A 26,717-nucleotide genomic window follows, 5' to 3' on the forward strand; every position below is an offset into this window, starting at 1 on the left:
TGCGATCAGCAGAGACGAAGAGGGGTGAGCCGCCCCCATCGAGTTCCCGGGCCATGCTCCACGGCAAGGGCGGGCCGGCTCGGCGCTCTACGCTGGTGGCAGGAACATCGGGGAGGCTGGCATGGCAGGCCACCACCGTTACCACCTGGATCAGGACGGTCACTCGATCACTGTGGTCCATGACCCGCGGCGTCGGCGTGCGGAAGTCTGGGTCGACGGCAAGACCGTCGCCGCCGCTCGCACTCCGCGGCACCTGGCCACGGTCCTGGACGGTGAGATCCCCACCCTTCCGCCGAGGCGGATGGTCATTCGCATCGGCCACCTCGACGACTCGGGAGATGTCCCCTTGTGCGTGCTGGAGACGGACGGCGACCGCTACCTGATGCCCCACATCGCTCTCACCGGGCAGGAGCGAAGGCCGCCGGAACGGACACCACCAGCCCGCACACCCGGTGAACTCCTCGCCCGGTGGAGATCGCGGCACCGACACGGCGCGAGCGATCGCCGTACGTGACGGGGCGCCCCCGCCTGGTGGGCGGGAGCCGGACCTACCGGTTCAAGTGGTTCGCGGCCGCTCCGCGGCACGCGGCTGATGGATGGCGGCCGCACTCCGGCCCCAGGCAGCGGCGTGCGGCCGGAGCCGGTGGACGGGCGTCGTCAGCAGGGCCGGTAGGGGAGATCCTCGCGTTGATCCACAACGGGCTCGTGGCCGACCACTCGCCGGGGCGCTGTGTACTGCGCAACAGCGGCCGCAACGTCGACACTGTCGCATCCGACCAGCCGACCAGGATTTCCCGGTACGGCTCGGGGTTCCACCACTCGATGTCGACATGGGCCTCGCCCCAGCCGGTCACGCGCAGCGCCTCGGGCCGCCTGGTGCCGCTCGATGCGGCCGCAGGTTGAAGACATTTTCGGACGACGTCGCCCTCCGCGTCCGGCTCCACGCGGAGCAGCCCGGCGACGTATCCCGCCTTGCCGACGAGCGCGTCGACCACGATCACGCTGTCCATGGCCTCGATGGCCAACCGCCCCTGGCCGTCCGCAATGGCGGTCCAGCTCTCGGCCGGGACCTGGTCTTCATATTCGTAGTAGCCCTTGACGTGGACGGTCGCGCCGTCGACGGGCCGGCCGCTAGCGCAATCGGTGATCTGAAGGATGAAGGACCAGCTCATGATCGCCCCCACAGTCGAGTTCCGAAGTCCATGTTCTTTCGACACACGGCCTACGGCACAAGACCGCTGACACCACGCGCCCGGAGCTCTAACGTAGGTGTCCAGCAAGGTGAGTTCGCAAACCGGGTACCTCGGGGCACCCGACCGGATCTCAGGGGGCACGGATGCCGGCCGAGGCATTGGCGGCACTCGCGCAGGCGGGCGCCGTGGCGGTGATCGGGGCGATGGCCACCGACCTGTGGCAAGGAGCCCGCGACGGGGTGGTCCGGCTGTTCCGCCGGGGCGAACCGGACGGTGCGGGTGCCGAGCACCTTGCGGACGCCGGTGACACCGGAGCCGCGGGCCGGGCCGACGCGGTCGGGGACCGGCTCGACGAGGACGCCGCGCTCGTCGCGGGCGCCGAGCCTGCCGAAGCGGACCTGGTGCGCCGGGAGCTCGTCCCCCTCTGGCGCCGCCGGCTGACCCGTCTGCTCGCGGAACACCCCGACTCCGAGCCCGAGTTGCGGGAGCTGGTCGAGCGCCTGCGGTCGGCACTGCCGGCCGAGCGGCAGGTGTGGCTCCAATCGAATACCGCCCGCGACAACGCCACCCTCTTCGCCGTCCAGGGCGGTGACCTCCACTACCACCCGACCCCCGACGGGCAGCTCCCCCCGACGGCGCCCTGATGGCTCCGGACGACGAGCCGGACGTCGTCCGGCAGTCCATGCAGCAGACCGTCCGGGTCGAGGCCGGCACGGCGTACGGGGCCATCGGCGCGGACATCCACGTCTTCGGCAACGGCACGCCGGTCTACCTGCTCTTCCGTCACCGAGCCGCCCCCACCCACCCCTCCGACTGGCTCACCGCACAGCCCAGCCGGATGCTCGACGCCCGCGCGGAGGTCGTCTCCTTCACCGGCCGGGAGCAGGACCTCGCCGCCCTGACCGCCTGGCGCGACGGGCCGCCGAGGTTCGCCGTCCGCTGGCTGCACGGCCCCGGCGGGCAGGGCAAGACCCGGCTTGCCCGGCACTTCGCCGGCCTCGGCGAAGCCGCCGGCTGGCTGGTGGTCGACGCCGTCCAGGGCACCGACGCCCATCCGCCCGCCGAGGACACGCAGGACCTGCGGATCCGGGACGCCACCGGCGTACTGCTGCTGGTCGACTACGCCGACCGCTGGCCGGTCAGTTACCTGAGCTGGCTCTTCCAGAACCGGCTGCTGCGCCAGCGGGTCCCGGTCCGGGTGCTGCTCCTCGCCCGCTCCACGCAGACCTGGCCCGCCGTACGCGGCAAGCTCGCCAGGGGGCGTACCGGAGTCGAGACCTCCACCCACGCGCTCGCCGACCTCCCGCCCGACGACGGCACCCGGGCGGCCCTGTTCACCGCCGCCCGGGACGACTTCGCCGCGCACTACCCGGCGATCGACCCGGCCGCCGTACGGGCCCTCGCACCGCCCCCGTCCCTGCGTCATCCCGACTTCGGGCAGGCGCTGGCCGTGCAGATGGCCGCCCTCGCCACTGTGGACGGCCGGTCGGCCGGCGCCCGGGCGGCCCCCACCGACGTCCTCGGCCTCACGATCCACCTGCTGGACCGCGAGCACGAGAACTGGCGGCAGCTCTACGAGAACGAGGCCGCCGGCCTGGACTTCACCACCCCCGACCGGACCATGTCCCGCCTCGTGTTCACCGCCGTGCTGACCGGCCCCCAGCAGCCCGCGGGCGCCGCCGATCTCGTACGCCGAGTCCTGCCCGACGTACCCGCGGACCGGGCGCTCGCCGACCACGGACGCTGCTATCCGGCCACCGACCCCGACCGTGCCGACCTCCTCGAACCGCTCCTGCCCGACCGTCTCGCGGAGGACTTCCTCGCCCTGACGATCACCGGCCACGACCACCCCGACTACCAGCCGGACCCCTGGTCCACCGACATCCCCCAGCTGCTCTTCGCCCCGGATCACCGCGCCCCGCACCCGCCACACGCCCCCCGCCTCCTGACGTACCTCAACGCCGCCGCCGAGCGCTGGCCCCACCTCCTGGGCACCCTGGAGACCCTGCACGACCTCCTGCCGGGCGACAAGCACCTCACCCTCGACCTCCCCGCAGCCGCCGTCACCCGCCGCCTCGCCGAGCACGCCCGGGCCACCACCACCGACCCGATGACCCTCGCCCACTGGAACCAGGAGCTCGGCATCGCCTGCCTCAGGTCGGGGCAGCCCCAGGAGGGCGCCCGGGCCCTCCAGGACGCGGTGGACCTCCTGAGGGATCTCGTCGGCAACGAGCCGGAGGACCGCGGGGAACTGGCCGGGGCACTCATCGGCCTGGGGAACGCCCTGTTCGAGGCGGACCGGCTCGAGGAGGCCATCGCTGCCACGGAGGAGGCGGTGGCCATCCTGCGCCCGCTGAGCCGGGCCCTGGGCAAACACCGGGAGCTGCGCGTCCTCGCCCCCGCCGTGGACAATCTGGGCAACTTCCTCGCCCTGGCCGGGCGCGCCCAGGAGGCCCTGGCCGCCACCCGCGAAGGGGTGGACATCCGCCGTCGGCTCGCCGCCGCGCCCGGCTTCCAGGTGCGCCAGGTCGGCCGCCTCCGCACGGCCAGCATCAACATGGACACCGTCAACCTCGGGGACGTACCGCCGCACCTGGCCAAGTCGCTGGACAATCTCGGCCTGCGGCTGAGCGACCTGGGCTCGTTTCCCGACGCCGTGCTGCCCGCCGCCGAGGCCCTGGAGATCCGGCGCGGGCTCGCCGAGGAGGATCCGGACATCCACCTGCCGTGGCTCGCCAACTCCCTGCACAACACGGCGCTGTGGCTGCTGCAGATCGGTGTGCTCGACGAGGCCCGCGCGCTGATCGAGGAGGCCGTCGCGGTCCGCCGTCGGCTCACCACCGTCAACCCCCTTGCGTATCGGGCCGAGTTGGAGCGGACGGAGGCGCTGCGGGACGAGATCGAGGCCGCGAGCCGGGTACGGCCGGCCGGCGCCCGGACGCGCTGGGCACGCCGGGCACGCCGGGCACTGGCACCCCAGCGCCGGCCTCCGGACCGCCCCGCCGCACTGCTGCCCACCCTGGCCGCACTCCGCGCCGACGGCTTCCGCCGCACGGAAGAACTGCAGGCCCTGGAGACCCATCGGCGGGCCCTGGCGTACGCCCGGGCCCACGGCGACCGGGCCGCCGAGGCCGCGCTGCTCAGCGGCATGGGCAGCCTCCACCGTCGGCTGGGCCGCAGCGAGGAGGCGGTCGCCGCCTGCCGTGAAGCCGTCGACGCCGTCCGCGCCCTGGGCCATCCGGGCGCTCTCGCCTCGGCCCGGGGCAATCTCGGCAGCGCCCTGCGCGACGCCGGCCGGCTCACCGAAGCCATCCGCATCCTGCGGGGCGCGGCCGACCAGCACCGGGCGCTGGGCGACCCCGAGAACGAGGGCATCGCCCTCGCCAACCTGGCCCGCGCCCTGCTCGACGCGGACCACTCCCGGGAGGGGGAAGCGGCCGCCAGGCAGGCGGTGGAGTGCTACCGGGCCATCGACGACCGCCACCGCGAGTCGGAGGCACTGATCGTCCTGTCCGACGCCCTCCACGACCAGGGACGCTACGAGGAGGCCCTGGATACCGACGAGCTCAACGTGGAGCTGTGCGACGAGCTCCACGACCGGCACCGGCGCGCCCAAGTGTTCGCCCGCGGCGCCCGGACCATGTGGGCACAGGGGGAGAACGCCGAAGCGGCGGCCGTATACGAGGCCGCGGCCGATCTGTACGAGGAGAGCGGCGACGAGGCCGAGTCCGCCGAGATGCTCTTCAAGGCGGCGATGGTCCGGGCCGACCTCGGGCAGACCTCGGAGGCCGCCACGTTCCTGCACGCGGTCGCGGAGACCTTCGCCCGGCTGGGCGCGCAGCGCCGCCGGGCCGACAGCCTCTTCGCCCTGGGCCGCATCCTGCGCTCCGCCGGGCAACTGATCCGCGCCCAGGAGGCGCTCCGCCAAGCGGTGGACATCTGCCACGAGCTCGGCGAGCGCACCGGCGAGGGCCACACCCTGGCCGAACTCGGCGTCGTCCAGTAGCAGGACCACCTGTACGAGGCGGCCGTCGGCAGCTCCCGCGAGGCGCTGCGGTTGTGCCGGGGGGAGGGCTACAGGGAGGGCCAGCGCATCGCGCTGAGCACCCTCGGGCTCGCCCTGCGTCACCTGGGGGAGTACGAGGAGGCACTGCGTAGGCACCATGCGGAGATCGAGCTCAGCCGGGCGGAGGGACCGCCCGAGCAACTGGCCGGCGCGCTCAACAACCTCGGCACCACCCTGCGCGAGACGGGCGCCTACGAGGAGGCGGCTCGGGTCCTTGCGGAGGCGGTCGAGCTCTACCGGGCCGTCGGGAACACGGAGCGGGTCCGGGTGACCCGGTACAACCTTCGGCTGACCCGCCCCGTTCGGCGCCGTGTCCACACCGTGGCCGACCGGCTGCGCGCCGCGTACGCCCGCCGCCTGGCCGTCCGGGCCCGGCGCCACCTGGCCAAGGGCCGTCCGGAGCAGGCTCTCCACCTCCAGCGCGGCTGCTGCTACTTCTGGCGCGAGCTCGGCGACCGCCACCGCGAGGGCCTCGCCGTACTCGACCTGAGCTCGACGCTGCTGGCACTTGGGAAGTACGCCGAAGCGGCGAGCGCGGGCGACTACGCCGCCCAGATCTTCCACTACAGCGGCCACACCACCCTCGAACACACGGCCCAGTCCCACCACACCCGGGCCCGCGAGGCCGCGGCGGCCGGCTAGGACTTGTCCGGCCGATCATGTTCGGAGCCAGATAGTGAGGGCTGCGGCGGTTGCGGTGCCCAGGTAGACGTAGCCTCGCTTGTCGTAGCGGGTGGCCACCGTCGAGAGCAAGCAGGTCGCCAAGAACGGTCAGACGATCATCAGCAAGTCGGCTGGCAACGCCTTGCGGACGTCACCGTCGTCCGGGGGCAGGACAGGAGCCAGGTCTTCACCGACTGGGTGCGGAAGACCTTGGCCGAGCAGAAGCCTGACGAGGAACACCCGGACGTGACTGTCACCCAGTACGACGAACAGGGGCGGTCGGCGCACAGGGTCACGCTCACCAGTGCCAGGGCCACCCGCTGGGACAACCCCGGCCCTGGTCCCGGCCTCACCGCCACGGAGCCGGCGGTGGAGAAGGTCACGCTCGTCTACGAGGGCATCGCCGTCGAGTAGCAGCGGGTGGGCCGGGCCTGGGTGCCCGGCCCTGCCTGTAACGCGTTGGCCCGATCCGGGCCCGGACTCTCGCGTACACGCGGCCGCGGCCGGGCGACCCTGGAAGGGGGCGAGCCGTGAGGGAGGCCCCGGGGATGGTGCTCAGACCGCCGGTTGAGCCGATGCTGGCGCAGGCCGCGGAGTCGGTGCCGGGCCCTGGTGTGCTGCGCGCAGGGGTGGCCTACGAGCAGAAGCTGGACGGCCACCGGGCCGCCCGTTAACGACCGCATCCCAGTCGTGTTGGAGGAATGTGGCGAAGGACTGGATCTGCTTTGGCCCGTCGCTCAGGGCCCGAGTCATCCATTGAACGAGTTCGGAGCCTCGCCGCTCGCGGGCTATGGCGTTGAAGGCGTGCGCGAGCTCGCGGGCAGTGCTCAGATCGGGGCAGGCCTCCAAGACGTGGTCCAGCTGGGTGCTCTCGCTGCTGGTCAAGCTCTCAGGGCGGCGCATGATCCAGCTGGTGATCTGGCGGGGGCTCGGGACGAGCACGGGTTCGTCGATGGCGGTGCCGGCTCGCAGGGTCGCGACGTACCTGCGGACGGAGATCTTGCTGCCTGGGTATCCCTGTTCACGCACTTCTCGGAAGAGCTGGGCCGCGTTGGTGCCTCCAGTTCGGTATCGCTGCTGGATGTAGGGCTTGAACCGGGTCAGGATTTCGGGCCGGCGGTCGCGGGCGGAGGCCAGCAGGTCGTCGAGCTCGATGTTCGCGTAGCGGCGGACGGTCTTGCGGTCGAGGCGGAGATCGCGGCTGATGGCGCTGAGGTTGTCACCACGAAGGAGCCGGTCGTGGACGTCTTTGTAGCGCTGCCGGACCCGGGCGAGAATCTGGCTGTCCGGCGGGTCAATCGCTGGCGGCATGGGCTCGATGCGCGCGAGAAGCGCGTCAGGGGATGCGGCATCAGCATCTTTGCGCAGGCAGGGCCGATGCGCGTGGGCGGTGCGTTCGACTGCGCGGGCCAGGCTGTGGAGCAGATGCCACCGGTCCGCGACCTGGATCGCGTCGGGGGCGGCTCGTTTGGTGGCCTCGCTGAACGGGCTGTAGCGGTCCCGGCAGACGATCTCGACGCCAGGGTGCTTCCGCAGCCAGGCGGCGAGGGTGTCCGAGGCTCTGTCCGGCAGCAGATCGACAGGGCGCCCGGTCTCGACGTCGATGAGCACGGTCCCGTAGGTGCGGCCCTTGCGGAACGCGAACTCGTCCACACCCAGGACCCGAATCGTTCCCACGGGTGGATCCGGCGGCAAACGAACCTGACGCAGGATCGACGCCCGTGTGGTCCGCATTCCAAGCCGCGGCGCGAGCCGAGCGCCAGCCCGGCCGCCCACAGCGAGCCCGATCGCCTGAAGCATGCGGGCCACAGCTTGAGTCCGGCGGGCATTACGCCTGGTCAGTGAGTCGATCTGCTCGACGTGTGTCCGTCGGAGGCAGCTCGCGTTGTCACAGAAGAACCGGCGGACGAGCAGTCGCAGCACGACGCGTCGGCCGCCCAGCGGACGGTCCGCGAGCCGGCGTCGGTACTGCTGTGAACCCTCGTACCGGTTGACCCGCAGCTTGGACAGGCAACGTCGCGGCGGTCGCTGCGGGCCTCGATCCGGACTGCTTCGCCATCGGCTTCCACTCTGTCAACCACGAGGTCTTCGACCTCCGGCCAGATCAACTCCCGGAACCTGCACTCGACCCCCACCCAAACAACGCTGACGGGCGAGCAGCCCTTGGCACCCACGTTGAGCGAAAGTGATCGTCACGAAATGTGGGCCACAGCCGATTTCAAAGAGCGTCATCACAGGAGGCTGCGAGTGCTGCGTCAGTGGGCCGGTCTGACCTACGACGAACTGGCGGTGAAGACCGGCTTGTCGGCGGCCACGCTCAAGCGCGCCTCCTCAGGCAAGGTCGTCCCCCGTCTGGAGACGGCCCAGGCGATGGCCGCCGCTTGCGACGGCAATCTGACCAGGATCGGCGCGCTGTGGCGTGCGGCCAGGGCAGCGGACCGGGGACTCCTGGCCCAGCTGAGCCGTCCGGCCGCTCCGGAGTTGATCACCAGCCGAGCCGAGCCGAGCCGAGCCGAGCCGAGCCGAGCCGAGCCGAGCCGAGCTGAGCTGAGCGTGGCGCTGCAGTACTTCTACGAGAAGGCCGGTGCGCCCTCGCTGCGACTGCTCGCTCGGCGTGCGGGCGGTACGCATCTGCTGCCGGTCAGCAGTGCCGCCCGGATCGTGAACCGTCAGGCCCTGCCCGTCAGCCGGCAGCAGTGCGTCGCCTTCCTCAGCGCCTGCGGCCTTGCCGGCCGTGTGGTGGAGCGCTGGGGGGAGGCGTTCGAGGAGGTCACCCGGTGGCGGCAGGACGGGCGGCGGCCACGACCAGACGAGCAGGATGATCGACGTGCTGATGTCGGGCGATGAGCCCGTGCGCATCAAGCTGTCCCCCCGCAGCGATGGGACGATCCCGGATGCTCAAAGCAGGATGCTTTTCGAGCACTGGCTGCGGCGGAACAAGGTGCCGGATGAGTTGACTGCGCACGCCCTCGCCACGTCCAAGGGCAGCGCCGTGGCGGCCTGACGAGGCTGCGCGTGCCCGAGATGCCCCGGAAAGCCCGTCCACTGCTGCCGGTAGTGGTGGACGGGCTTGGGGTGATTGCGGGGCAATCACACGGTGGCCCACTGCACTCCGAGTTCGGTGAGTGCCCGGAGCTGGTCGGCGTCGAGCCGGTCGCGGCGGGCCCGCTGGTTGGCGATCCACACCCCGGTCCGGTGCTCGGTGCCGTCCGGGAACTGCTCGACGTGGGCCCGCCCCGGCACGCCGCCGCCTTCCCGCTCGGTGTACTGCGCGAGGGCCTGGACGCCTTTCTGGAAGGCTTCCGCGCCGCGTCCGGACGGTGGGCACCGTACCTGCCTTCGCGGCGGCTTTCCGGGCTTGTACGGGCGCCTTGATGCCCAGCTCGCCGAGACGGCGCCGCTGTTCGTCATCCAGCCGGTTCCAGTCCCGGCGCTGTGCGGTGAGCCAGCGTCCGATGTCGTCGCCGTGCCGGGTCACCCCGGGCACCACGTCCTTCAGGCGCGCGCCCTCGGCGAGGAGCTGTGCGAGGTAGGCATAGTGGCGCTGCCAGTCCACCGTCCACCCTGCTCGCGCGGGTTCCAGTCGGGATCGACCTGGGTGAGCTCGGCGGCTCGCCGGCGGGCGCGGCCCGGGTCCTTGCCGAGTCCGCCGGGCCTGCGGACGTTCGTGAGCCACTGCCCGACGGCCACGTCGAGGATGGCTGCGCCCCGCGGGGCCTCCACGGTGCCGTGGAGCTCGTAGTAGGCGCGGGCGGCGGCGAGGTTCTCTTCGAAGGCGGCGTCCGCGGTGTCCCACACGATCCCGAGCTCCTCCAGCTCGGCCGCCCGCTCGCCGCTCATCTGCCTGGCGCGGTAGGTCCGGCGCTGGTCGGAGATCCACCGTCCGAGCGGGTACGTCCCCTCGGTGTGGCGGGCTGCGCTGTGGTCCGGTTGAGGAGCTCGAGGCCCAACGGCGTGGCTTGGTGCAGCACCGCACCCCCGCGACGGACGGTGGTGATGAGGTGGGCGTTGCGAAGTATGGTGGCGTGCTGGCTTGCTGCTCCCGCGGAGACGTTCAGCCGACGCGCCAGGTCGGTGGTGCTGCAGCCGGTTGCGGTGATTTCCAGCGCGGCTGCCCTGGTCCGCCCAACCAAGGCTGCGAGTGACGGCTGCGAGGTCCCTTCGGCGCCCCAGAGTCCAGCCGCGGTGGAGTGGTCGTGCACTGTCGGTATGGTCAGGATGGGGCTTGCGGTGTCATCCAGTGGATTCAACAGAAGTTGGCATTGTCGCCACGCGAAGATCACCGGTGCCAGGGTCAGGCCGCGACCTTTGAGATGGAGGTCTGCGTCCTGGGGGGAGTCGACCTTCAGGACGGGCGCGTTCCATCGGACGCTTGGAACGTACATGGTGGACAGTAGTTGCTCGATTCCGCCGTCCAGGACGGCGTGCGCGTAGGTGCTGCGCACCGTACCCAGGTGCGTCCGCATTTTCGCCCAGTGGGGTTGGACGGTCATGTCGTAGCTGGCGGTCAGCGACTCGGACAGCGCTCGTACAGCGTGGGGATCGGTGTCGCACAAGCTTGTGGCCCATGCCTTCGACGCTGGTTCGAGCGCCACGTTGTGCAGCTCCGAGCGCATTTGGGATTTGGTCACGGTGCGCAGCCTGTCGGCTGCCTCTTCTATGGAGGCTGTACCTCCAGTGAGGGCGTGCAGATCCATGGCCGGTCCACGGCGGGGGAAGATCGCGTTGAGCGGTCGCACCCGCGGGTCTAAGCCTCGCTGTATCGATGTCTGCCAGATGTGGAAGGGCTTCATGGTGTGGCTTCGGCGGAGGAATCCGAGGCTGAGGTAGGTCTCAGCGGCGACGCCGATCGTTTCGACCACCCTCGTGCGAGCGAGGTCGTCTGCGGTGAAGTGGATCCTGAGCATGTGCCGCCCCTTCGTGCCCCCGGAGGGGCGTACCGATCAGCGGGCAGTCTGCGATACCTCCACGGCCTCGTCAATGCCCTGCCGGCGATGTGCCGCGGTCGCGGGTGTGGTGCCTGACAACTCGTTGAACAGGGGTTTTAGCCAGGATTGAAGGGTGGTGCGCACTACGACTTGTCGTCCTACGGTTCGGGCATCGGACCAACCGACTTCGCAGACAGAGGAGAATTTCGTTGAAAACATCGCGCAGCAAGACGACCCGTTGGGTGACCTCGGCCGTGGCCGCACTCACGCTCGGTATGGGCGGAGTCGCGCTGACCGCGGCCCCTGCCGCGGCGAGCACCCCTTGCACGGTCCTCACGGCCAGCGGCTATTACCCCAACGGGGGCGTCTCCTGGGTCGAGGTCAACAACCGCTGTTCGGGGCCGATCAGGGTGCGCGTCCTGTGGGACTGGGGGCACGACTCCTCCTGCACCACGCTTCAGTTCGGAGAGACCAGGCGGTTCGGCGCAGACAACTCCTTCGCCAGCTACGACGATGTCGTGTACTGCTGACGGCGGCTCTCCTGGGTAAGCCGACCGCCGACGGGTGTCAGGCTGACTGGCAAGGCCGTGGTGGTGCGGCTCGCGAGTACGGCGGGCGACGGGGGCGGCCGCGGCGCTAGCGCCGCATCAGACAACGTTCGCCCTGTCGACGACTTCGCGTAGGCGTGCTTGTTCCGCCAGATGATGTAGGGGCGGATCATGCTGCACTGCTCCTTGTAGTCGGTGCCGTCGAGGGCGAAGTAGCCGGTACCGGAAGGCGGCCTCGGCCCCGCGACGCCAGTCCTGCCGCTCGGTGTTGATGACCGTGTAGCTGATCCACTTCGCGATCAGCGCCGGATCACGGGGAGCCGCGAACCGGTGCAGGTGCGCCGGTGGCTGTTGCTCGGTACCGCGCCCGGTCCACTCCGAGGCCGGCGAGCTGCCCCGCGGCGGGAACAGCACGATCCCGATCAGGCTCCGGATCTGCGATGTGAACGGCGCCAACCTCTCCAGCCCGAACATCACGTTGATATTGAGCGCGATCGTCGGCCCGAGCACGGTACCGTTCACGACGCTGTTCCGGTACGACCCGAGGCTGCGCGGCTACATCGTCAACGTCCCCACACGGGGCCTGACGGCCGGTGACTACAACCTGCGGTTCACCATTAGCGGGGCGGACACCACCACCCACGTGGCACCGTTCAGGGTGCGCTGACACCCATCGGCCCACAGCGGCCCGGACCCGATCTCGGGTTCGGGCCGTCGACTGCCCGGGCCCCGTTCACGGGATCAGGTGGTAATAGATCTTCGCGTCGGGATGCTGCCCCGGGCCGCTTTGGGGTATCGCGGCCGGGGCGGTCGGTTGCGGGTCAGGTGTGGATGCGGCTGATGAGGAAGTCCGCCGGGTCACTTTCCGCGCCCGGCCGACCGCCCGCGCGGTCCGCTACGAGCTCTTCGAGACACTGCGCCTGCCCGGTGAGCCACCCCGCCACCCCAGCGAGTTCGACCGCCTCTTGAAGACCGCCCTGGCTGCTACTCGGCGGCTCTTCTTCAGTGGTTTGGTGTATTGGCTGCAGTTGGGCGTCGACCCCTTTGACCTGCAGCTTTGTTGGCGAGAGGGCTGGGTGACTGAAGCCTTTGTGACGATCCTGAGCTGAAGGTTGGCGCCGAAGCACAAGTGAACCCCGCGCCGAGTAGCACTCACTCTGGAGGAGGTTCAGCAGGTCATCCCGCTCTACCACCCCGTCTGGGCATGGACCGATCCCGCGGACATCGCCTTCGCCGACCTGATGGGCGACGTGTGATTTGCAGTGGTTGACGACGGGGCTTTCAGGGCTGGGTTTAGATCAGCGACAGAGTCCGTTGCCCGCGAGGCTTGCCTTCGAGCGGGCGTGTTGACCACCGGCTGAAACACCTCGAGCGGTTCGACCTCGACCGACCGGCTCGCACGACGCGGAACGCCGAAGTGGCGCCCGGTGGGAACCGGGCGTCACTTCGGCGTTTTCCTTCCGTACCGCTACCGCTACCGCTCCTGGTCAGAGGGGCGGCAGGCCGTCCTCGTAGCCCTCGACCTCATAGTTCCTGAGCATCTTGGAGACGGGCTCCCTGAGGTTTCCCCGGAGGAACGGGACCGCGTTGTCCAGGTACTCACGGGCGTCGAGGAGGCTCTCCAGGACCTGGAAGTACACCGCGCCACGGGTGTACTCGGTGTCCACTTCGTAGACCTCTTCGACGAAGCCGAAACACCGCCTCAGCAGGTCCTCGTCCCGCTCCGGCGCTGCCAGGGCGGGCTGGAGGACGGGCCTGACCAGCCCGTCGAGCAGGATCCCGTAGAGGTCCAGGTCGGTGTCCGAGGCCGGCAGCGCCTCGATCGGCGCGCCCCCGTTCCCGTCTGCGTCCTCGTACATCCTTTTTAGGCCGGCCCTCGTCTCGGGAACCCTGTCGAGCAGCTGCCCGAGGAAATGGTCCGCGATCATTCATGATCACCCTTTCTGTCAGGCCACGATGGGAGATCGTAAGTCGGTTCTGGCACAGATCTTGGGGAGCGGCCGCGGAGGGTAACCGTGTCGTTCGATTACAGGGAAGGGGCACGAGGCCGGGTCCGTCAGCGTTCACGCATCCTGGTCCACCACCAGCCGTCCATTGCCCACTCGAGGTAGTTGGGCTCCGGCAAGGTGCGGCGCTCGAATTCCTCATCGATGCGCGTGATCAGTCGACCCAAGTCTCGTTCGGCTCCGGGAGGAAGGTGCAGCATCGCCCGCTCCAGATCGTCACGAGCGTCTTCCACCTCTATCCCAGGCGAGCAGGCCTCGGAGGCGTTCAGGTAGCGGCCAGGTTGCTTGAAGGCCCACTCGAAGCGAGAGAGCGCATTCGCGATCGCGTTGGGCCACATCTCCTGGTCTTCGACCCGGCGGATCGCTGCACGAGTCCGCGCGGAGACACCGCGGACCCTCAGGACCGGATACTGCCATCGTGGCCGCCACCGCTCTGCGCGGACGGCCTTGGGACGCCTACGCGGCATCGCCCTTTCGGATCAACATCAGGCCATCCTGCCACGGCTGGGCACCTGGGTGGACCCCCGGTTCACACACCCGCCGGCAAATGTTCCTACTTCTCGGTTCTGTACAGGTCTTGGGGGCGTCTCGGAGTGTCACTGGAGCAGGACCATCTTGCGGAGCAGCCCGAATCCGGCTCGGCCGTAGAGCTGCCGCTTGATCTTCTTGATGCGGTTGACGGCGCCCTCGATGCTGCCGGAGCTCCAGTCGAGAGTGAGCCCGGCAGTCACGGCGTCGAGATCTCGGAGCAGATGGAGCGCGAAGCCGGTGAGACCGGGTAGCTGGCTGGCGTCGACTGCATCGATCCAGATGGGGAGCGGGGAGCCGAGGCGGTCGGTGAGTATCTCGCCGAAGTCGCGGACATGTCCGGCTGCCGTGTCCAGTTCGGGGCAGCGTGCCAGGACCTCCTTCAGGCCGGCCCGGGCTTCCTCCATCAGGGTCGCGGGGTGACGGGTGATCCAGCCGGTCACCTGCCGCACTGTCGGCGGCCGGGGCGGTGCCCCGGATGGGACCCCGCGCAAAGTGGCAATGTACGCACGGACCATGCCGTAGGTGACAAGAGCGCGCTCGGCAACCAGCTTCGCCGTGCAGCCGGGTGACGCTGGTGCATCCCTCGGCGAATCGCCGCTCCAAGTAGGGCTTGTAGGGGTCCAGCCTGCTAGGTCGGGGCCGGTTATCGCGGAAGGTGTCCTGCCGGCGTGGGGCATTCGCGTACCGGAGCACGGTGTTGAGGCCCCGGCCCAGATGCCGGGCAATCGCCCGACGTGAGTGGGGCGTTCCGGCAGAGGGCGTAGGGAGGCCCGGACCCGAGGTCGGGTCCGGGCCGGTGTGGGGTGCGGTACGCGCCTGTCAGGCGGTCAGGGTGTCAGCGCACGGTGAACGGGGCCACGTGGGTCGTGCTGTCCGCCCCGCTGATGGTGAACCGCAGGTTGTAACTACCGGCCGGCAGGCCGCGCGTAGGGACATTGACGATGTAGCCGCGCAGCCTCGCGTCGTACCGGAACGGTGTCGTGAACGGCACCGCCGTCGGACCGGCGATCGCGCTCGGCGTCAGCGTGATGTCCGGGCTGGACAGGTTGACACCGTTTGCGTCGCAGAGCCGCAGCCTGATCGGGATGGTGCTGTTGCCGCCGCGGGGCGGGTTGAGCGGGTCGTAGAGCAGGCAGATCCGGTAGGCGACGGTGTACGTGACGCTCTTGCTTGCCGGGTTCGTGGCCCGGTCCGTCGCGTTGACCGTGAAGGTGTGCGGGCCGACCGTCGAGGTGTCGACCGGGCTTCCCGAAGGCACCGGCCCGGCGCACGTCGCCACCCCGGAGGTGGCGTCGGAGCACGAGTACAGGGCGTTCACCGGCTGGTCGAGCAGATACGGGCCCGCCGTCGGGCTGGTGATGCCGATCGAAGGGGCGACCGAGTCGAGCCGCACTGTGACCGAGTGCGCCGACGAGGTGTTCCCGGCGTTGTCGGTGGCGCTGAAAACCACGACGTTCTCGCCCTGCTGCGTGAGGGTCAAAGCAGTCGCATTGGGCAGGCGGTGTGTCGCATCGCCGTTCACACTGACGTTGATATGCGAAACGCCCGAACCGCACGCGCCGTCGCTCGCGGTGATACTGACCGTCGTCGGGCTGGTGGTGTACCAGCCGGCGCTGTTCGCAGCGGGAGAGATGGTCGCCTCGACGGTCGGGTCGACGGTGTCCGCGTCGAACGTGAACTTGTCGGCGTCGGTGACCGGGCTGGTGCCGTTGGGGGTGGTCACGGTGACGTCCACCGTGCGGCGCGACAGCGGCGGCACGTCGACCGTCAGCTCCTCCGGCCCGATGACGTTCACGTTCGAGGCGGTCACGGAGCCGAACTTGACGGTGGTTTCGCTTGTGGGGAACTCCCTTCCGCGCACCGTCACGTTGCTCACGCACGACGTGAGCTCGGGCGCGTGGTTGGGTTCGACCCCGGTGACCACGGGCGGGGACAGCGTGACGCGGTCCGTGGCGCTGCCCCAGTCGCCGCCGGCCAGACCGCCGATCTGCTGGCTCGTCCACACGTCCTTGGGGTTGCCAGGGTCACGGGCGGTACCCGAGTAGTCGCCCCAGCGCGCCCCGGCGGTGTAGACCTGGGTGCCCGCGGCGTAGAAGTCGCCGGTCAGCACCGCCGGGAAGTTGCCGCCCGGCACACCGATGGCGACAGCCGTGGGAAAGATGCTGGACGAGGAGGCGGTGAAGCCCGAGAACAGGTCGTCCTCGTCGTTCATCACGAGCGACCCGTAGTAGATGTCCCCGCCCACGAGACCGAGGTTGTGATTGGTCGTCAGGGTCTGTGTCCCGCCGGTCGACACCTGGAGGTAGCGCTGGCAGGCACGGACGGTGCTGTCTCCGGGAGGAGTGCACGAGACGTTGAAGACGCCCCAGAGGCGGTTGTTCTGCCAGGCGACCGACAGCATCCGGGAGTCGTTGGTCTCGATGGCCGCGCCACCTGACGGCTGCACGCCATCCGGTGGCGGCGCGTCGGCCCCGATGGAGAGGGTGTTCTCGGTCTGTGCGACCGGCTGCGAGGGAACACCGGGCACACCGGTGATCGTGACCACCCGTACTTCCGTGCTGTTCTCGCCGTGCCACATCGCGAGCTGGTTGTCGATGCCTGACAGCGAGACGGCGGGGACGACCTGGAACTTGCCCGTGTCCGCAGCGAAGGTCGTCAAGTCGACCACGCCCTGCGCCACCAGCTGCGCCTTGTTGACGACCACGGTCACCACGCCCCGGAACCCGTTGTCCGGATCCCCGGTATGGGCCTTGTCGTAGTTGTTCCAGCTCAGCGTCACCTTGTTGTTGCTGTAGCCGAGCTTGGGCTGGTCGTGCTGAATGTTCGTGTTGTTGCTGCCGACGTTGTACCGGGTCCAGTTGCCGTTCGGATCGTCGTCGTCGCTGACCGCGAGCTGGATCTCGTCGCCGCCGGCCACGTTCGACTCGTAGCAGGCGTAGAAACGGCCGACCCCGGCGTCGTAGTGCACCCGCGGGTCGGTGCCCGAGTTCGCCGCGAAGCCGAAGAAGGCACCCAGGTCGAAGGGACCGCCCTGGGCGTTGCCGGCCTTGTCGTAGATCTGACCGCTACGGTTGATCATCTGGATGACGTGCCAGGGACCCACCGCAATCTGCGTGTCGGAGGGGATACGGCTGTCCACGTTCCCGAGCGTCGTGAAGGTCTTCAGCCGCTCCAGCACTGCCGAGGCCGGCACCGCCTTCGGGGACACGGGGCTCGGGGCCGCCTTCGGGACCACGCCCGAGGTCGTGACCGGCGTACTGGGCGCCCTGTGCTCCGCGCGCCGGAACTGCGGGGCAGGCAGGAAACGCTTCGGCTCCTGACCGGCGCCGCGCCCGGGCCTGGGCAGCTTCCGCGTGTCCACCCGGCCGTCCGGTTCGACCCGGCTGCCGTTCCCCCCGACAGCGGGCGCCGAGGAATTGCTCGTGGTGGGCGGGACGCTGGGCTGCGGCTCGGCGGTCACCCCGACGGCAGAAGCGGCGACGGTCAGGGTGACGGTGAGCGCGACGACCGCGGTACGTGACCACCCACGCACTGCGCGCAGCACACGCGGGTTCAGTCGTCTCACTCGGAGACCCGGTCTCGACGACATGGGCTACCCCCTCCCGCTCGCGACGGACAGCAGCCCGCCCGGTGCGCGGATCGACGGCAGGCTGCCGATCCGGTGCAGTTGCCAAAGATCATGGCCCCGGTGTCTAGCGGAAGAGGCTGCTCACCGGCCTCTGTCCACGTCGCGGGTGCCGCCGGTTCACCCTCGTTTTCCCCCGGTCGGCGGTGCACGAGCTGGCGTGCCCGTCTTCGCGCGCAGGTTCCTGAACCCCCGGCGGACACGGGCCGGTGTCAGCCTGTTCGGTTCCCCCGGCCGCTCCCACGGCCGACGTAGATCCCGCGCCAGTGGTCGGGCGAGTCGGAGTTGGGCGTGCGCGGCCAGGACGAGCCATGTTCAGCGGTCGGCTGCGGCGGAGTCGCGGAGCTTGGGCCGGGTCCAGCCGAGGGTCTGCTTGAGCAGGCGGAACGTGTGCTCCACGTCGAACCTTCGTCACGGTCAACCGGATCACGGTGCCCTCGATGATCGGCAGGGGCCCCTCGTGATCCCCCCACGCAGCCCTGCGGGTCAGCCGGGGGTGGAGCCGGTCCCACGCCTGCGCGGTCGCGGTTCCGTACCGCTCGCTGGCGGTCACGGTCACCACGGCAGCGTCGCCCCAGGTCTCGGGCCGACCGAAGACGAACTCACCACCGTGCTTGGGCGGGCGGCCACCCTGCGGCGGGCAGATCCACGGCACCGGAACGGGCTTGCGTATCACCCGGTCCGAGCGGAGCCTGCCCAGGACCTCCACGGGCAGGTCGGCCAGGAGGTGGGCGATGCGGGGCCCGTCGTAACCCGCGTCCAGCACGACCAAGACCTTCGGGTCCCCGTCGCGCCACTGGCCGGCGTCCACGAGACGTTGGACGACGTCTCTGGCTTGGTCGGCGGTGACCGCGACCAAGCCGGCGCCGGGCTCTAGCCGGATCGCGTCCGGCAGCGCGGTCCACGAGGTCCGGCCGGTCTCCAGCGCGGCGACGATCGAGTACGGCCAGCCGGGCACCATCTGGTGCTTCCCCAGGCCGCGGCCGAAGGTGTGACAGAACGAGCGGTCCGAGGACGTGTCGACGTCCGGCCGCAGTCACGGGGAGACGTCCACCGCCAACACCAGGCGCCCATCGGCGGCCCGAGGCAACGCCACACTGGCCAGGGCCCGCCTCAGCCGGGCCGCGTCGATCCGGCCCCGGTTCAGCCCGGAGTACAAGGCACCATGGCCACGTCGGTGCTTGGGGGCGAGGGCCAGATCCACGAGGGTGCGGACCGGAGCGTCGGTACACAGCAAGGCGTCGCACAGCTCGAACAGGGCGTCGCTCCGGGAGACCAGGCACGAGTACAACTCCGAACGGAACTCGGTCACCGCCGTCAGCTCGCCTCGTTGACCCTCGTGCCCGACCAGTTCCACGATCCCGGCCTCCGTGCCGCAGCGACCCTGCCCACAGGATCAGGCGCCGACCCCTGGCACGTCCGATGAACTGGGGAAACCCAGACCAAGTTCGACCCTCGCTCGACGGCGGACCATAGACGTCAAGCTCAGCCCCGAGCGATCGAAGGCCCCCGGCCTCCCGGGCCGCAGGACCAACGGCTACGTGCGCTTACGGATGGGGTGCCGTGACTTCCACAGTTCGAATCCGTGGGTGCCGTCATCGGCGGTGAAGAACAGGGTGCCGTTGACGTCGAACAGCGGTGAGCCCAATGCGTCCGGGATCGAGGCCTCCGGGCCGGGCTTGATGTCCCTGACCAGGACGGTGCCGGCAGCCGTTCCGTCGCTCCTCCACGGTTCGGTCCCGGTGGCGGGGCTGAATGCCCAGAAGAAGGCGACGCCGTTGACACTGGTCAGATTCAGCGGGCCTGAGCCGTCCGGGCCGGGATTGATGTCCTTCACCAGGACGGTGCCGGCGGTCGTTCCGTCGCTCTTGAACAGCTCTGTCCCGCTGATGCCGTTGGTGCCGCTGAAGAAGACCGTGCGGTTCACGGTGGTCAGTCTGAACGCGCCCGAGCCGGGGCCGGGGTTGTTGTCCTTGACCAGTACGGTGCCCGCGGCGGTGCCGTCGCTCTTCCACAACTCGTTCCCGTGGACTCCGTCGACGGCAGTGAAGAAGAGAGTGCCGTTCGCATGGGTGACCCAGAACGGGTGCGAGCCTTCGGCGCCGGGGTTGATGTCCTTGACGAGGGCTGTACCTGCGGAGGTGCCGTCGCTCTTCCACAGCTCACGCCCCTTGGCGCCGTCGGTGGCGACGAAGAAGAGAGTGCCGTTGACAGCAGTCTGGCTCTGCGGAAAGCGAGCGACGTCCAAGTCGCCCGGACCGGGGTTGATGTCCTTGACCAGTACGGTGCCCGCGGCGGTGCCGTCGCTCTTCCACAGCTCGTACCCGGTTTCCGGCAGGAACGCCGAAAAGAAGACGGTGCCGTCGACATCGATCAGGCCCTGTGGGGCCGAGCCGTTCGGCCTGGGACCCGGGTTGATGTCCTTGACCAGCACGGTACCGGCGGCCGTGCCGTCGCTCTTCCACAGCTCGTACCCGTGGACCCCGTCTTCGGCGGTGAAGAACAGCGTGCCGTTGATGTTGGTCAGCCCAGCTGGGGGGAAGGGGCTGTCCGCGCCCGGGTAGATCTCCTTGACCAGGACGGTGCCCGCGGCGGTGCCGTCGCTCCTCCACAGCTCGATCCCGTGGACGCCGTCGTCGATGGTGAAGAACAGCGTGCCGCCGACAGCCGTCAGGTTCCCCAGATCCCCTTCGCCCAGCTCAGTGGCGGGGTTGATGTCCTTGACCAGGCTCGTGGTCTTCTTGCCTCTCGTGGTGCTCTTCCACAGGGCGTGCCCATGGGTCGGGTCGTAGGCGCTGAAGTACAGGGTGCCGTTGACATCAACCCCGGACCCGAACACGGCGTCTCCGGGGCCGGGGTTGATGTCCTTGGCCAGGACCACGGCATCAGGCGCGGCAGGCACACCGGCGTCCAGGGCGCGCGCGAGTGTGGCCGTCGGAGCGAGCAGGGCTGTCATCACCGCGACGAGCAGCCAGCGCAGGATCTTCATGTGCCCATATCAAGCACCGGTACGAGCGCAGGCGCTACGGCGTGCCCGCTCAGGCGACGCTGTCACCCGTACGTGCCTACAGGGATCAGCCACGCGGCTGACCGGGTGGCGGGGGCAGCACGCTGAGCGTGGTGCAGTGCGAGCGCCCTCACTGCCGCAGTCCTGGGCTGCGCCCGAGTACGAGGTCCGTCGGGACGTGAGCCCGGGGCAGACGGCCTCCGTGCCGCCGTCACCCTGCCACAGGATCAGGCGCCCGTGACCCGTCCGGTGAACTGGGGAAACGCCGAACAGGTTCGGTCCGCGCGATAAACGACGTCGATCACGCCACCTGCAGGTCCGCCTGTTCGAAGCCGGACGTTAAACGGCAAGCTGAGCTTGAACGGCGGATGGAGGACAGTACGTCCAGCGGGGACTATGACGGCAGCTATCGGACGCCGACGATCAGCCACCGTGCCGGGTCCGGAGCGTTGGCCGACTCGGTTCTGTTCCTGGACTGGCACGGTGACGGCCGTGGCTATGGGCGCCACGACTACACCGGCTCGCCCACCGTCTGACCCCCGGCCGCCGCCGGGGCCGCGCTCGGCGGCGCCACCGACCGGCGCAGCAGTGCGGGCGTCCACCCTCCCCGGGTGGACGCCCGCAGTGCTCACGCCTCGCCGGTTTCCGGGCTCCACACGGCCGGCCCGCCGCCGCGCCACTCGATCAGCAGCGCATCGTCGAGGCGGACGTCGTCAGGGTCGAGGCCGGCCCGCCGCAGGAACTCCAGTAGATCGCCGGGGCCGAGGGCGCGGCCGAGGATCTCGCCGTCGACGCGGACGCGGCGCCCGCCCTCGGCGTCGGGCGGATACACGACGATGCGCAGCTGCGGGCTCATCTCTCCACCGTGCCGGTAGCCGGTCACTCCAGCACTCCCAAGGCGGTGTCGGGGCGGCAGTGGATACAGGCGGGCACGCCCCCGGCCAGGAGCCGGCGGATCTGCTCGGCAGCCGCGGGGACGCAGCGCTTGCCGGTGTCCCAGCAGTCCCCGGTGTGGAGGCGGGCCGGGAGCCGGCCGACGCCGATCCCGCGCTCGACCAGCCACGCGGGCGGCTCCTTCGGCGGCCGCCGGGACGCGGCGAGGGCCTCGCGCTCCTCGGCCGTGGCAAGGGCCTGTTCGGCCCGGCCGAGTTCACCGCGGAGGTAGGTGACCAGAGTCCGCAGCCGAGGCAGGTCGGGCGGCAGGACGGACACGTTCAGTTCCTGTACTGCGCCCGCCGCGCGGCCCTACATGCATCGCACAAGGGGTTGGCAGGGGCCCCGTACCTTGCACAGGGAGCGTGGCAGGACGCACAGGGGCCAGTCTGCGAGGGGGACCAGGTGGCGACCTGGGGTCTGGATGTGGGGGCCGGGGCGGGGGAGGTCATGGCGCTGCTCCTCGGTGCGGGGATCCTTCTATTCCATCATGTGTTCGATTTTCTGCGCGAGTGCCCCGCCGGGTCACCTGCCGTATGTCTGGTGGCACAGGGCGGTGATGGCGGGGCTGGTCACGCCCTGGGCCGCGCGGCACAGCTCGGCCATGTCCGCGGCTCCCGCCCCGGGCCCGGGTGCAGGCCGCGCCGGGCGCCGCGGTGCGGGTGCGTGGGTGGTCGGCCGGACCTTTGGCTTTGCCTTGGGCTTGGCGGTGGGGCGCACGGCGCGCCTCGGCGGGCTGGCCTTGCGCGGCTGTGCCGCGGCCGTCCGACGGGGTGCCGGCTCGGCGTGCCTGCCCTGCCCGGATGCCTCGCGGGCGGCGGAGGCGGGTCGGTCGGCGCCGGCTGCACGGTCCGCCTCGGGAACGGTGTCCGCCGGGGCGGGGGACGCGGGGTCGGGCAGGCGGGAGAGGGGGCAGTGCCGGCCCGGTGCCCGGCCATGCGGGGCGCGGTTCGGCGGGCTGCTTGTGGTCCGCCGGTACCCCGGCGGTGGCTCCGGCGGGTCGGGGAGGGGCGGGGTGGACGGTGACGCATCCGGAGGCCGCGAGCAGGGCGGCGAGGAGCAGAGGCGGGGACCAGCGGCGCATGGCTGTCACGGTGCCGCACCCGGGCCTATGAGCGCTCCCGACGGTCCGTCGTGCCCTTCGGATGGACGATGCCGACGCCGGTACCGGGTGTGGAAGTGGCGTTTCTTCGGTGAACGTGCTCCGCCTGTGGGGTGAGTTGGCCGGGGTGGGTCTCGGCTGGGGGCCGGGCGGCCGGTAGAACCTGCGACATGATCAACAACCTTCGGCGGGGCCTGACGGCCGCTGCCGCCGCCTTCGCCGTCCTCGCGCCGGCTGTCCCGGCCCATGCCGATGAGGTTTCCCTGAGTACCTGATCCTGAGCCGCTCATGACAAGGCTGTGTGGCGACGGCCAGCTGGACCACTTCCGTCAACCAGTCTTGATCTTGCTCCGGAAGAGGGTCGTTTATGGGATTGGGAGAGGCCGGGAGCCGGACGAGACCGCGATGTAAGCCAGCCCGTCGTACTCCTCGGCCAAGGAGGAAGGACTCAGATTGAAGCGGTAGGTCCAGCGCGGCACCATGGCGCCGAAGTTTCGTATGGCGTGCCGGCCGTTGAGCCATGCCTGTACGGCCGTCGGCGCGTCGGCTGCGCTGCGCAAGTCCACGAGGTGGTTGCCGGGGTTGGCGGTGGCCAGCTGGACCTCTACGGCGCCGGCGCGGGCAGGGCCGATCCGGTTGGTGACGACGGCGCCGGGTCGGGGACGGGACCATGGGCCGGGCCATGTCCGGCGGGCGCGGAAGGATCCGCTGCCGAACAGGAGGCCGAGTGCGTAGTAGGCGTCGCCGTAGCGTGAGTGAAGGTGCTGTCCCAGCGCGGGTACCGCGCCGCCGTGGCGGCTCTTGGTGATGTGCCCGTTGTGCGCCCAGAGGGCGATCTTGGCGGACGGGTCTTCGAGGATGGTCCCTACAGCGTCGGCCATGTACCGGTCCCGTGCGGCATAGACGGTCTGTTCCGGGTCCCTGTGCTGCCTGGCGCGCGTCACGAGGTCGGCCGCCTGCACCAGTACTTGGGCATGGCAGAGCGCGTGGGCTGCCTCAGGGCCGCGTCCGCGGAGGAACTCCAGCAGTTCCTCGGCCTCGTGCACCAGGCGCCGCTGAGGATCGGGTTGCGATCCCGGATACGCCGTGGCGAGCACGCGGAGCGTGGAGAGAAGTCCGGTCACGCGGTCCGGCGCCGTCCTGCGAAGGAAGGAATCGATCAACGCCAGAGAGCTGCCGCACTGCTGCGGGTCTATGCCGATGAAACGAACCTTCTGGTCTTCCCGCCGCCCTCGGTTGTAGTCGCGCATCCACTCGATCATGGCGAGCACCTCGTGGGTCCGCCATGTCCAGAACCCCAGCCCGGCAAGCACCTGCGCGGCATCACCGACGCCTTGGCGGACATAGGCGTCGACAGCTGGGCCGGCCGATGCACTGGCCTCCATGACCAGTGCCGAGAATCCGAGCTCTGTTACCAGGAACTCCAGCAGGCGGTGCTTGAGCTGGAAGAACTCGCGTGTCCCGTGGGTGGCCTCCCCCATTCCTACGATCCGTACGCCGTCGAGGACGTTCTTCAGCGGTTGGAGATCAGCAGTGGACACGCCTGCGGTGAGGCAGCTCAACGGTAAAGCGGTCTGAGCCAACCAGCCCGTCATCTCATCGGACACGGGTTCCTCTCTGTTGCCGCCACGTCCGTTGAAGCCAACCATGTCGGAATGCGCTCAGGAAGCTCTTCTGTAGACGCGCACCCGCTAAGGGCGTCGCTCGTTCTGGTGAGGTCCGGGCGGATGCCGATCGGTCGGAGGGTCACCGTGTCAGAGTGCAGAAGCAGGCCGAGACTGGGTTCGGTTGGCGGCGGTGAACGGGTCAGTCTCGGGTGTGTTCGCGGGATTCCGGCTGGCTTGCCCGGCGGGACTGTCGGCGGGTGATGCGCCTGGTCATGAGGGTGATCGCGGCCCAGGTGATCAGTGATTCGGAGTGCTGGATGAGGCGTTCGTAGTCGCGGGCGTGTCTGCGGGCGTGCATGACCCAGGCCAGCGACCTCTCGACCACCCAGCGGCGGGGCAGGACGACGAACCCGACCGCGTTCTTCGGCCGGCTGACGGTCTTCAGCGTCAGGTTCAGGTGCTTCTGCGCCCAGTCGACGAGCTGTCCGGCGTAGGCGGAATCGGCCCAGACGATCGTGATCTCGGGGTGCATGAGCCGCAGTCTGAACAGGACTTCCTTGGCCGCGTCGCGGTCGGTCATGTCGGCCGGGGTGACCATGACGAACAGCGGCAGGCCTTTGGTGTCGACCACCAGGTGGCGCTTGCGGCCGTTGATTTTCTTCGCCGCGTCGTAGCCGCGCGAGTCCTTGCCGACGGTCTCGGCGGCCTTGACGGACTGCGAGTCGATGATGGTGGCGACCGCTCCAGGGGAGCGGCCCATGTCCCGGCGGACGCGCTTGCGGAGCTGGTCTCGGATCTGCCCGATCACTCCGGCGGCGGCCCAGCGGGCCATGAAGTTGTAGCAGGTTCGCCTATCAGTTACGTGGAATCACGTGCCGCAGGATGCGTCTCGTATCCTGCGGCGTCCCCATGGGCTGAGGAGGCGTGTTGGGCAGCGCGGTGGTGTTGGAGGAGAAATGGCCGGTCCTGAGCCGCCATGAGCGGGCGGCCGAGTGGCTGCGGGTGTGGACGGACCTCGGGCGGGCTCCGCGGACGATCGACGCCTACGCGCGAGGTCTGGCCGAGTACCTGCTGATCTGCGAGCGGGAGGACGTCGATCCGATCACGGCGGGCCGGCTGCACGTGGCCGCGTTCGTGAAGGACCTGTCCACGCGGCCGAGCCGCCGTGGAGCGAACGTGGTCGCGCTGGACTCCGGGGTGGGTCTGGCGAACGCGACCTTGCAGCAGCGGTTGGTGCCGGTCCGCCTGTTCTACGACTACCTGATCGAGGAAGGGCTGCGGGAGTCGAACCCGGTCGGCCGAGGCCGCTACACGCCAGGCCGGAAGTTCGGCAGCCACGAACGCGGCCTGGTGCCGCGCCTGGTGAAGCTGCCGTGGATCCCCAGCGAACAGCAGTGGCTCGACCTGCTGGACGTCGTACGCGAGGAGTCGGCACGGAACCGGGTGATGCTCGCCCTGGCCTACGACGCCGCTCTGCGACGCGAGGAACTGTGCTCCCTGCGGACCGACGACGTCGATCCAGCCCACCGAACGCTTCGGATCAGGGCGGAGACGACGAAGACCCGCCGCGAGCGCGTGGTCCCGTACTCCGCGCCGACGGGCGTGCTGCTGTCCGGCTACCTCGCGCACAGGGCGACGATCAGTCGGGCCCGCGGCCCGCTGTTCCTGTCGGAGTCGCGCCGCAACCACGGTCAGCCGCTGAGCCTGTGGACCTGGTCGAAGGTGGTCCGCCGCGTCGCCCTGGCCGCCGATCTGCCGCGCTTCTCGACCCACACAACCCGCCACCTCTGCCTGACCGACCTGGCCAGGATGGGCTGGGAACTGCATGCCATCGCGACCTTCGCCGGACACCGCCACGCCGACTCGACCATGACCTACATCCACCTGTCCGGACGGGACCTCGCGGAGAAGCTGAACCGTGGCATGCAGCAGATCCACTCCTGGCGCATCGACATGCTCACCCGCGCCGGCCATCCGGGCGGGGTGAACCGTTGACGGCGACGACCCCGGCGTTGTCCGCGGGCAGCGCGGATGCAGCGGACTGGATATGGCCGCTTGACCTCGCCCGCTACGACCGGCGAGCCCTGCTGACCCATGCCGAGTCGAAGGCGCTCGGTGCCCTGGGGATCGAGCAGGTCAGACGCCTGGGACTGACGCCGGCGGCAGCCCCGAGGCGGTTGGTCGAGCCGCTGGCCCACGCCCGGGACTGCCTCCGCTGGGCTCCAGGCACCGGCCACCAACGACGGTTCGCCCGCGACGCGGCCGGCCTTGTCCTGGTCCGCTGTGGTGAACTCGGCCGCAGCTACTGGGGCTGGTCCGACCAGGACTGGGCCGACCTGATCGACCGGTCCGGGGCCGACTTCCGACGTCGGTGGGGCGGTCAGATCGGCCCGAACGCCCGCCCGTTCGTGATCGCCTACGCCTACCTCCTCGGCGGCTTTACCGCGTTCGAGCAGGTCGGACGCTTCCAGCGGCCCACTCTCGCCCACCGGGTCTTCGGCGAGAGCG

The 26,717-nt window shown here is 70.0% G+C and carries 25 protein-coding genes and 3 pseudogenes; 11 read left to right on the forward strand and 17 right to left on the reverse strand.

Annotated elements, in window-relative coordinates:
* Positions 1-121: 121 nt before the first annotated feature.
* Positions 122-514: a hypothetical protein gene (locus ACFV9H_RS14570; protein ID WP_385397601.1), complete on the forward strand. Its 393-nt coding sequence runs from the start codon at positions 122-124 to the stop codon at positions 512-514.
* Positions 515-548: 34 nt separating this feature from the next.
* On the opposite strand, the gene ACFV9H_RS14575 is transcribed toward ACFV9H_RS14570, so the two are convergent.
* On the reverse strand, positions 549-1,172 hold the full coding sequence (locus tag ACFV9H_RS14575) for a hypothetical protein (RefSeq protein ID WP_385397603.1): 624 nt from the start codon (positions 1,170-1,172) through the stop codon (positions 549-551).
* Positions 1,173-1,336: 164 nt separating this feature from the next.
* Between ACFV9H_RS14575 and ACFV9H_RS14580 the strand changes: the two genes are divergently transcribed.
* The 4 genes from ACFV9H_RS14580 to ACFV9H_RS14595 are packed head-to-tail and all read left to right on the forward strand — an operon-like array spanning position 1,337 to position 6,336.
* On the forward strand, positions 1,337-1,837 hold the full coding sequence (locus tag ACFV9H_RS14580) for a hypothetical protein (protein WP_385397605.1): 501 nt from the start codon (positions 1,337-1,339) through the stop codon (positions 1,835-1,837).
* Positions 1,837-5,199 (forward strand): tetratricopeptide repeat protein, encoded by a 3,363-nt coding sequence (locus tag ACFV9H_RS14585; RefSeq protein ID WP_385397607.1) that lies wholly within the window; start codon positions 1,837-1,839, stop codon positions 5,197-5,199. Before ACFV9H_RS14580 ends, ACFV9H_RS14585 begins: the two co-directional genes overlap by 1 nt.
* A gap of 51 nt (positions 5,200-5,250) precedes the next feature.
* Positions 5,251-5,901 carry a tetratricopeptide repeat protein gene (locus ACFV9H_RS14590; RefSeq protein ID WP_385397609.1) on the forward strand — a complete coding sequence of 217 codons (651 nt, stop codon included), beginning with the start codon at positions 5,251-5,253 and terminating at the stop codon, positions 5,899-5,901.
* A 3-nt stretch (positions 5,902-5,904) separates the two neighbouring features.
* Positions 5,905-6,336, forward strand: coding sequence for a phage tail protein (locus ACFV9H_RS14595; protein ID WP_385397611.1), 432 nt, complete (start codon positions 5,905-5,907; stop codon positions 6,334-6,336).
* A 141-nt stretch (positions 6,337-6,477) separates the two neighbouring features.
* On the opposite strand, the gene ACFV9H_RS14600 is transcribed toward ACFV9H_RS14595, so the two are convergent.
* Positions 6,478-7,932 (reverse strand): ISL3 family transposase, encoded by a 1,455-nt coding sequence (locus ACFV9H_RS14600; RefSeq protein WP_385397663.1) that lies wholly within the window; start codon positions 7,930-7,932, stop codon positions 6,478-6,480.
* A gap of 237 nt (positions 7,933-8,169) precedes the next feature.
* Between ACFV9H_RS14600 and ACFV9H_RS14605 the strand changes: the two genes are divergently transcribed.
* Together ACFV9H_RS14605 and ACFV9H_RS14610 are read left to right on the forward strand one after the other, a co-directional pair.
* A complete protein-coding gene (locus ACFV9H_RS14605; RefSeq protein WP_385397613.1) occupies positions 8,170-8,769 on the forward strand; it encodes a helix-turn-helix domain-containing protein in 600 nt (199 codons plus the stop codon).
* On the forward strand, positions 8,741-8,926 hold the full coding sequence (locus ACFV9H_RS14610) for a hypothetical protein (RefSeq protein WP_385397615.1): 186 nt from the start codon (positions 8,741-8,743) through the stop codon (positions 8,924-8,926). Before ACFV9H_RS14605 ends, ACFV9H_RS14610 begins: the two co-directional genes overlap by 29 nt.
* 86 nt (positions 8,927-9,012) lie before the next feature.
* On the opposite strand, the gene ACFV9H_RS14615 is transcribed toward ACFV9H_RS14610, so the two are convergent.
* The 4 genes and pseudogenes from ACFV9H_RS14615 to ACFV9H_RS14630 form a co-directional block, all read right to left on the reverse strand.
* Entirely contained in the window at positions 9,013-9,333 is a 321-nt protein-coding gene (locus ACFV9H_RS14615; RefSeq protein WP_385397617.1) for a helicase associated domain-containing protein, read from the reverse strand.
* A 25-nt stretch (positions 9,334-9,358) separates the two neighbouring features.
* Positions 9,359-9,424, reverse strand: a pseudogene (locus ACFV9H_RS14620) (hypothetical protein); the annotation flags it as partial.
* Complete coding sequence (locus ACFV9H_RS14625; RefSeq protein ID WP_385397665.1) at positions 9,418-9,798, reverse strand: helicase associated domain-containing protein; 381 nt, start codon at positions 9,796-9,798, stop codon at positions 9,418-9,420. The gene ACFV9H_RS14625 and the pseudogene ACFV9H_RS14620, both read right to left, overlap by 7 nt.
* Positions 9,759-10,829 (reverse strand): ArsR/SmtB family transcription factor, encoded by a 1,071-nt coding sequence (locus ACFV9H_RS14630; RefSeq protein ID WP_385397619.1) that lies wholly within the window; start codon positions 10,827-10,829, stop codon positions 9,759-9,761. Before ACFV9H_RS14630 ends, ACFV9H_RS14625 begins: the two co-directional genes overlap by 40 nt.
* A gap of 230 nt (positions 10,830-11,059) precedes the next feature.
* Here ACFV9H_RS14630 and ACFV9H_RS14635 point away from each other — a divergent pair, with 230 nt between their 5' ends.
* On the forward strand, positions 11,060-11,380 hold the full coding sequence (locus tag ACFV9H_RS14635) for a hypothetical protein (protein ID WP_385397621.1): 321 nt from the start codon (positions 11,060-11,062) through the stop codon (positions 11,378-11,380).
* Between the two features lie 117 nt (positions 11,381-11,497).
* On the opposite strand, the gene ACFV9H_RS14640 is transcribed toward ACFV9H_RS14635, so the two are convergent.
* On the reverse strand, positions 11,498-11,920 hold the full coding sequence (locus ACFV9H_RS14640; RefSeq protein WP_385397669.1) for a hypothetical protein: 423 nt from the start codon (positions 11,918-11,920) through the stop codon (positions 11,498-11,500).
* Between the two features lie 305 nt (positions 11,921-12,225).
* On the opposite strand from ACFV9H_RS14640, the gene ACFV9H_RS14645 reads away from it, so the two are divergent.
* A complete protein-coding gene (locus tag ACFV9H_RS14645; protein WP_385397623.1) occupies positions 12,226-12,507 on the forward strand; it encodes a hypothetical protein in 282 nt (93 codons plus the stop codon).
* Between the two features lie 378 nt (positions 12,508-12,885).
* Here the strand turns inward: ACFV9H_RS14645 and ACFV9H_RS14650 are convergent, their stop codons facing one another.
* The 6 genes and pseudogenes from ACFV9H_RS14650 to ACFV9H_RS14675 all read right to left on the reverse strand — a co-directional run bounded on the left by ACFV9H_RS14650 (position 12,886) and on the right by ACFV9H_RS14675 (position 20,549).
* The gene (locus ACFV9H_RS14650) at positions 12,886-13,326 is read right to left on the reverse strand and encodes a hypothetical protein (RefSeq protein WP_385397625.1); all 441 of its coding nucleotides are present in this window, start codon (positions 13,324-13,326) and stop codon (positions 12,886-12,888) included.
* A 128-nt stretch (positions 13,327-13,454) separates the two neighbouring features.
* The gene (locus ACFV9H_RS14655; protein WP_385397627.1) at positions 13,455-13,742 is read right to left on the reverse strand and encodes a hypothetical protein; all 288 of its coding nucleotides are present in this window, start codon (positions 13,740-13,742) and stop codon (positions 13,455-13,457) included.
* Positions 13,743-14,000: 258 nt separating this feature from the next.
* Entirely contained in the window at positions 14,001-14,375 is a 375-nt protein-coding gene (locus ACFV9H_RS14660) for a transposase (protein ID WP_385397629.1), read from the reverse strand.
* A gap of 395 nt (positions 14,376-14,770) precedes the next feature.
* On the reverse strand, positions 14,771-17,467 hold the full coding sequence (locus ACFV9H_RS14665; protein ID WP_385397631.1) for an OmpL47-type beta-barrel domain-containing protein: 2,697 nt from the start codon (positions 17,465-17,467) through the stop codon (positions 14,771-14,773).
* Between the two features lie 237 nt (positions 17,468-17,704).
* A pseudogene (locus tag ACFV9H_RS14670) lies at positions 17,705-18,917 on the reverse strand (transposase); the annotation flags it as partial.
* A 180-nt stretch (positions 18,918-19,097) separates the two neighbouring features.
* A complete protein-coding gene (locus ACFV9H_RS14675) occupies positions 19,098-20,549 on the reverse strand; it encodes an ELWxxDGT repeat protein (RefSeq protein WP_385397633.1) in 1,452 nt (483 codons plus the stop codon).
* 386 nt (positions 20,550-20,935) lie between these two features.
* Here ACFV9H_RS14675 and ACFV9H_RS14680 point away from each other — a divergent pair, with 386 nt between their 5' ends.
* Complete coding sequence (locus ACFV9H_RS14680) at positions 20,936-21,103, forward strand: hypothetical protein (RefSeq protein WP_385397635.1); 168 nt, start codon at positions 20,936-20,938, stop codon at positions 21,101-21,103.
* A 92-nt stretch (positions 21,104-21,195) separates the two neighbouring features.
* Here ACFV9H_RS14680 and ACFV9H_RS14685 read toward each other — a convergent pair whose 3' ends face one another.
* The 4 genes and pseudogenes from ACFV9H_RS14685 to ACFV9H_RS14700 form a co-directional block, all read right to left on the reverse strand.
* Positions 21,196-21,423, reverse strand: coding sequence for a hypothetical protein (locus ACFV9H_RS14685; protein WP_385397637.1), 228 nt, complete (start codon positions 21,421-21,423; stop codon positions 21,196-21,198).
* 23 nt (positions 21,424-21,446) lie between these two features.
* Positions 21,447-21,779 carry a DUF6233 domain-containing protein gene (locus ACFV9H_RS14690; RefSeq protein WP_385397639.1) on the reverse strand — a complete coding sequence of 111 codons (333 nt, stop codon included), beginning with the start codon at positions 21,777-21,779 and terminating at the stop codon, positions 21,447-21,449.
* A gap of 1,188 nt (positions 21,780-22,967) precedes the next feature.
* The gene (locus tag ACFV9H_RS14695) at positions 22,968-24,209 is read right to left on the reverse strand and encodes an erythromycin esterase family protein (protein ID WP_385397641.1); all 1,242 of its coding nucleotides are present in this window, start codon (positions 24,207-24,209) and stop codon (positions 22,968-22,970) included.
* A 242-nt stretch (positions 24,210-24,451) separates the two neighbouring features.
* Positions 24,452-25,059: pseudogene (locus ACFV9H_RS14700) on the reverse strand (IS5 family transposase); the annotation flags it as partial.
* 74 nt (positions 25,060-25,133) lie between these two features.
* Between ACFV9H_RS14700 and ACFV9H_RS14705 the strand changes: the two are divergent.
* The gene (locus tag ACFV9H_RS14705) at positions 25,134-26,204 is read left to right on the forward strand and encodes a tyrosine-type recombinase/integrase (RefSeq protein WP_385397643.1); all 1,071 of its coding nucleotides are present in this window, start codon (positions 25,134-25,136) and stop codon (positions 26,202-26,204) included.
* Positions 26,205-26,717 lie beyond the last annotated feature (513 nt).

This window comes from Streptomyces sp. NPDC059874 (genome assembly GCF_042731135.1).
Lineage (GTDB): Bacteria > Actinomycetota > Actinomycetes > Streptomycetales > Streptomycetaceae > Streptomyces.

What these genes read in the sequence shown, in the direction of transcription:
- ACFV9H_RS14685 (WP_385397637.1), bottom strand. Translation starts at nt 21,423, where the DNA reads ATGAGCCCGCAGCTGCGCATCGTCGTGTATCCGCCCGACGCCGAGGGC.
- ACFV9H_RS14615 (WP_385397617.1), bottom strand. Translation starts at nt 9,333, where the DNA reads ATGACGAACAGCGGCGCCGTCTCGGCGAGCTGGGCATCAAGGCGCCCG.
- ACFV9H_RS14575 (WP_385397603.1), bottom strand. Translation starts at nt 1,172, where the DNA reads ATGAGCTGGTCCTTCATCCTTCAGATCACCGATTGCGCTAGCGGCCGG.
- ACFV9H_RS14650 (WP_385397625.1), bottom strand. Translation starts at nt 13,326, where the DNA reads ATGATCGCGGACCATTTCCTCGGGCAGCTGCTCGACAGGGTTCCCGAG.
- ACFV9H_RS14680 (WP_385397635.1), top strand. Translation starts at nt 20,936, where the DNA reads ATGGAGGACAGTACGTCCAGCGGGGACTATGACGGCAGCTATCGGACG.
- ACFV9H_RS14630 (WP_385397619.1), bottom strand. Translation starts at nt 10,829, where the DNA reads ATGCTCAGGATCCACTTCACCGCAGACGACCTCGCTCGCACGAGGGTG.
- ACFV9H_RS14610 (WP_385397615.1), top strand. Translation starts at nt 8,741, where the DNA reads ATGATCGACGTGCTGATGTCGGGCGATGAGCCCGTGCGCATCAAGCTG.
- ACFV9H_RS14655 (WP_385397627.1), bottom strand. Translation starts at nt 13,742, where the DNA reads ATGTGGCCCAACGCGATCGCGAATGCGCTCTCTCGCTTCGAGTGGGCC.
- ACFV9H_RS14585 (WP_385397607.1), top strand. Translation starts at nt 1,837, where the DNA reads ATGGCTCCGGACGACGAGCCGGACGTCGTCCGGCAGTCCATGCAGCAG.
- ACFV9H_RS14675 (WP_385397633.1), bottom strand. Translation starts at nt 20,549, where the DNA reads ATGAAGATCCTGCGCTGGCTGCTCGTCGCGGTGATGACAGCCCTGCTC.
- ACFV9H_RS14580 (WP_385397605.1), top strand. Translation starts at nt 1,337, where the DNA reads ATGCCGGCCGAGGCATTGGCGGCACTCGCGCAGGCGGGCGCCGTGGCG.
- ACFV9H_RS14570 (WP_385397601.1), top strand. Translation starts at nt 122, where the DNA reads ATGGCAGGCCACCACCGTTACCACCTGGATCAGGACGGTCACTCGATC.